Origin of the sequence: Corynebacterium sp. (assembly GCF_030826625.1) — a bacterium.
Classification (GTDB): domain Bacteria; phylum Actinomycetota; class Actinomycetes; order Mycobacteriales; family Mycobacteriaceae; genus Corynebacterium.
Genome location: NZ_JAPJNQ010000109.1, coordinates 1 through 5,081, shown reverse-complemented (window position 1 = coordinate 5,081; position 5,081 = coordinate 1). Strand labels below are relative to the sequence as shown.

The 5,081-nt window shown below is 57.0% G+C and carries 4 protein-coding genes; all 4 read left to right on the top strand.

Translation table 11 applies throughout. The features are described from left to right. Positions 1-1,376 (top strand): 30S ribosomal protein S1 (gene rpsA, locus RCH87_RS10095; protein ID WP_306516570.1); only part of this gene is annotated, 1,376 nt, incomplete at its 5' end. Between the two features lie 134 nt (positions 1,377-1,510). Next, positions 1,511-2,116 (top strand): dephospho-CoA kinase, encoded by a 606-nt coding sequence (gene coaE, locus RCH87_RS10090; protein ID WP_306516569.1) that lies wholly within the window; start codon positions 1,511-1,513, stop codon positions 2,114-2,116. Between the two features lie 21 nt (positions 2,117-2,137). Then, the gene (gene uvrB / locus RCH87_RS10085; RefSeq protein ID WP_306516568.1) at positions 2,138-4,243 is read left to right on the top strand and encodes an excinuclease ABC subunit UvrB; all 2,106 of its coding nucleotides are present in this window, start codon (positions 2,138-2,140) and stop codon (positions 4,241-4,243) included. A gap of 184 nt (positions 4,244-4,427) precedes the next feature. Beyond that, a partial coding sequence (locus RCH87_RS10080) for an acyl-CoA dehydrogenase family protein (RefSeq protein WP_306516567.1) occupies positions 4,428-5,081 on the top strand: 654 nt, incomplete at its 3' end.

Sequence of the window (5,081 nt, the reverse complement as noted above, 5' to 3'; positions counted from 1 at the left end):
TCAATGACGGTGACATTGTCGAAGGCACCGTCGTCAAGGTCGATCACGACGAGGTACTGCTTGACATCGGATACAAGACCGAAGGTGTAATCCCTTCGCGTGAGCTGTCCATCAAGCACGACGTCAACCCTGATGAGGTTGTTGAACTGGGAGACCAGATCGACGCCTTGGTTTTGACGAAGGAAGACAAGGAAGGCCGTCTGCTGCTTTCCAAGAAGCGCGCACAGTACGAGCGCGCTTGGGGTGCCATCGAGGATCTCAAGGAAAACGACGAGCACGTCACCGGTACTGTTATCGAGGTTGTCAAGGGCGGCCTGATCCTGGACATCGGTCTGCGTGGCTTCCTGCCTGCTTCCCTGGTAGAAATGCGCCGCGTTCGTGACCTGGAACCATACATCGGCCAGGAACTCGACGCTAAGATCATCGAGCTGGACAAGAACCGCAACAACGTCGTTCTGTCCCGTCGCGCATACCTGGAGCAGACCCAGTCCGAGGTTCGTTCCGAATTCCTGCACCAGCTGCAAAAGGGTCAGGTACGCAAGGGTGTCGTTTCCTCCATCGTCAACTTCGGTTCCTTCGTGGACCTGGGCGGTGTCGACGGTCTGGTACACGTTTCCGAGCTGTCTTGGAAGCACATCGATCACCCATCCGAGGTTGTCACCGTTGGTGACGAGGTAACCGTTGAGGTTCTGGATGTTGATCTGGACCGCGAGCGCGTTTCCCTGTCGCTGAAGGCGACCCAAGAAGATCCTTGGCGCGTATTCGCCCGCACTCACGCTGTGGGTCAGATCGTTCCGGGCAAGGTCACCAAGCTGGTTCCATTCGGTGCGTTCGTTCGCGTCGAAGAAGGCATCGAAGGTCTGGTTCACATCTCCGAGCTGGCACAGCGCCACGTCGAGGTTCCAGACCAGGTTGTCAACGTCGGCGAAGAAGCCATGGTCAAGGTCATCGACATCGACCTCGAGCGTCGTCGTATCTCCCTGTCGCTGAAGCAGGCAGACGAGGACTACACCGAGGAATTCGATCCTTCCAAGTACGGCATGGCCGACTCCTACGACGAGCAGGGCAACTACCTGTTCCCAGAAGGCTTCGACCCAGAGACCAACGAGTGGAAAGAAGGCTTCGACGAACAGCGTCAGGCTTGGGAAGCTCGTTACGCCGAATCCGAGCGTCGCTTCCAGCTGCACACCGCGCAGATCGAGCGCAACCGTGCCGCAGCCGCTGAAGCAGCTGCTAACGACGATGCCGCCAACTACTCGTCCGAGACTGGTGCTTCCGATGCCGCTCCGTCATCCGAAGGCACCACCGAAGACGCCGGCTCGCTGGCATCCGACGAACAGCTTGCAGCACTGCGCGACAAGTTGGCTGGCAACTAAACCAGTAACCAGGCTGGCAGCCCCGGTAACGCCTAAGCGATAACCGAGCGCGCCAGCTGCGCAGAAACCATACCCACTTCTTTATGTCCGACCAGGGCATTGAGAAGTGGGTTTGTGCGTTCTAGACTAAACGCATGAAACTCATCGGACTTACCGGAGGCATCGGAAGCGGTAAGTCAACCGTTGCCGCAATGCTCAAAGAACACGGATTCCCCATCGTCGATGCCGACCGCATCGCCCGCGAAATCGTCGAACCCGGCCAACCAGCACTGCAAGAACTCGCCGCCGCATTCGGCGACGACATCCTCGATGCCGACGGCGCACTCGACCGCAAACTTCTCGCAACCCGTGCCTTCGTCGACGAGGAAGCCACCCGCACGCTCAACGAGATCACCCACCCCCGCATCAACGAGCGCACCCAAGAGCTTTTTGACGCAGCACGCGACAGCGGGGCAGAGGCCGTAATCTACGACATGCCCCTGCTTATCGACAAGGGTCTGCACAAAGACATGGACGCCACCATAGTCGTCCATACCGATGAACACCTACGCATCGAACGCCTGACCACCAAACGTGGTCTCGACAGCGATGACGTCCGTCGCCGCATCAATGCCCAAATTGATGATGAAACGCGCAAGGCCGCAGCAGATATCCTCATCGACAACAACGGCGAAGAAGACGAGCTGCGCCCACAAATCACTGCGGCGGTAGAAAAAATCCACCGGCTTTCTCGCGACTAACAGCGCGGTAGACTGGCGATTATGGCTTTTGCTGCTGAATACCCAGTCTTCTCGGAATCCGAACACCGTCCCGTCGGCGAGATCGAGCGCCGGAAAAAGACCTTCGAGGTCGTCTCCGAATACCAGCCCGCCGGCGATCAGCCAAAAGCGATCAAAGAGCTCGACCGGCGGCTCAAAGAAGGCGAATCCGACGTCGTGTTGCTCGGTGCCACCGGTACCGGTAAATCCGCTACCGCGGCGTGGCTAATCGAACAGCAGCAGCGACCCACGCTGGTCATGGCGCCGAACAAGACGCTGGCGGCGCAGCTGGCAAACGAGTTACGGCAACTGTTGCCAAATAACGCAGTGGAATACTTCGTTTCCTACTACGACTACTACCAACCCGAAGCCTACGTCGCACAGACCGATACCTATATCGAAAAAGATTCTTCGATCAACGAAGACGTCGAGCGCCTGCGACACTCGGCAACCTCCGCGCTGCTATCCCGCCGGGACGTCGTCGTAGTCTCTTCTGTCTCGTGCATCTATGGTCTGGGAACACCGCAGTCCTACCTGGACCGATCCGTCGTCATGAAAGTCGATGATGAAGTAGAACGCGACCGTTTTCTGCGCCTGCTGGTTGATATTCAATACGAGCGCAACGACGTTGGCTTTACCCGCGGCGCTTTCCGCGTTAACGGCGATACGGTCGACATCATCCCGGCTTACGAGGAACGCGCAGTACGCATCGAGTTTTTCGGCGACGACATCGATGCTCTCTACTACATCCATCCGCTGACGGGTGATGTTCTGGAACAAGTTGATGAGGTGCGCATTTTCCCCGCGACCCACTATGTCGCGGGCCCCGAACGCATGGAAAAGGCCATCGCGGACATCAAAGAAGAGCTGCAACAGCGGCTGACCGAGTTGGAAAACCGCGGAAAATTGCTCGAAGCACAGCGTCTGCGCATGCGCACTGAGTATGACCTGGAAATGATCGAACAGGTCGGTTTCTGCTCCGGCATCGAGAACTACTCGCGCCATATCGACGGGCGAGAGGCTGGCAGCGCGCCTGCGACGCTGATGGATTATTTCCCAGAAGACTTCCTCACGATCATCGACGAGTCCCACGTGACCGTCCCACAGATCGGTGGCATGTTCGAAGGCGATATGTCACGCAAGCGCAACTTGGTGGACTTCGGTTTCCGGTTGCCTTCAGCACTGGATAACCGGCCGCTGACCTTCGACGAATTCGAAAAACGCGTCGGCCAGACCGTCTATCTCTCTGCAACCCCGGGTGATTATGAGATCACAGCGGCCGGCGGTGAATACGTCGAGCAGGTGATTCGCCCGACCGGGTTGGTGGACCCGAAGGTTACCGTCAAACCAACAAAAGGCCAGATTGATGACCTTATCGACGAGGTAAAAACCCGCACCGCGAAAAACGAACGTGTGCTGGTGACCACCCTGACCAAGCGGATGGCCGAAGACCTGACTGATTACCTGTTGGAACACGGGGTTAAGGTCCGCTATCTTCACTCCGATATTGATACTCTGCAGCGCGTGGAGCTGCTGCGCCAGTTGCGTCTGGGTGAGTTTGACGTCTTGGTGGGCATCAACCTGCTTCGCGAGGGCCTCGACCTGCCAGAAGTCTCGTTGGTCGCGATCCTCGATGCGGATAAAGAAGGCTTCTTGCGTTCGACGACCTCGCTTATTCAGACCATCGGACGCGCTGCCCGTAACGTCTCCGGTGAGGTCATCATGTATGCCGACCGGGTCACGGACTCCATGCAAAACGCTATCGACGAGACTGAGCGCCGCCGCGAAAAACAGATCGCCTACAACACCGAACACGGCATTGACCCGCAACCGCTGCGCAAAAAGATCGCGGACATCCTGGATCAGGTTTACGATTCCGACGACGATGGGGAAGCAGCCACCCAATCTGAGGCCGGTGACGCCGCACTAGTGGATAAGCCTGATGTGTCTTCGATGGCAGAAGACGAGATCCAAACGCTGATCGATGAGCTGACCAAACAAATGAAGGTTGCTGCGCGGGATCTGAAATTCGAATTAGCTGGCCGGTTGCGCGACGAGATCGCAGACCTGAAAAAGGAATTGCGTGGGGTGAAAGAAGCAGGCATTTAGCGCGCGAAAAGCCGGGGCGATAATGTTTGGTTTTCTCTGTTTTTCTTTTTGCTTTCTCATGGAAAAATTAGCGAAAACCGGTTGAAGTTGGTTTTGGGCCGTAATAGTGTGAGGTACACAATAAAATCTGGCCAATGTGTACTGGCCGCCCGCACCGCACGAATTCTCCGAGGAGCACCCCGCTATGCCAGAACCAAACGCACACACCGAATCACTGTTTGGGGCTGTTGATATTACCCAACTGGATTCTCTTTTTTCTGACGAAGAGAAAAACACTGCGCTGCGGGTGCGCGGTTTCGTCGACGAGCACATTCGCCCCAACATCGCCGAATGGTTTGATAAAGCGCATTTCCCTTTAGAGATCATCCCGGAGATGGGCAAGCTAGGCGTTCTGGGCATGCACTTGGATGGCTACGGTTGCCCGGGACGCAGCGCGGTCGAATATGGTTTGGCAGCACAAGAGCTCGAGGCCGGAGATTCCGGCCTGCGCACCTTTGTCTCGGTGCAGGGTTCGCTGGCGATGTCGGCGATTCACAAACACGGTTCGGAAGAGCACAAACAGGAGTGGCTGCCGAAGATGGCTAAGGGTGAAGCCGTCGGATGTTTCGGGCTCACCGAACCTGATGCGGGGTCTGACCCGGCATCGATGCGCACCGTCGCCAAGCAAGAAGCTAATGGTGACTGGATTCTCAATGGTTCTAAGCGCTGGATTGGTCTAGCGAGCGTTGCCGATGTCGCCATTATCTGGGCTCAGACAGGTGAACACGGTGATGCGCGCGGGGTGCGTGGCTTTGTGGTGCCGACTGACACCAAGGGCTATTCTGCACAGGTCATTGAG

Excerpts from the sequence above, each read along its gene's own strand:
- coaE (WP_306516569.1), top strand. The coding sequence starts at position 1,511 with ATGAAACTCATCGGACTTACCGGAGGCATCGGAAGCGGTAAGTCAACC.
- uvrB (WP_306516568.1), top strand. The coding sequence starts at position 2,138 with ATGGCTTTTGCTGCTGAATACCCAGTCTTCTCGGAATCCGAACACCGT.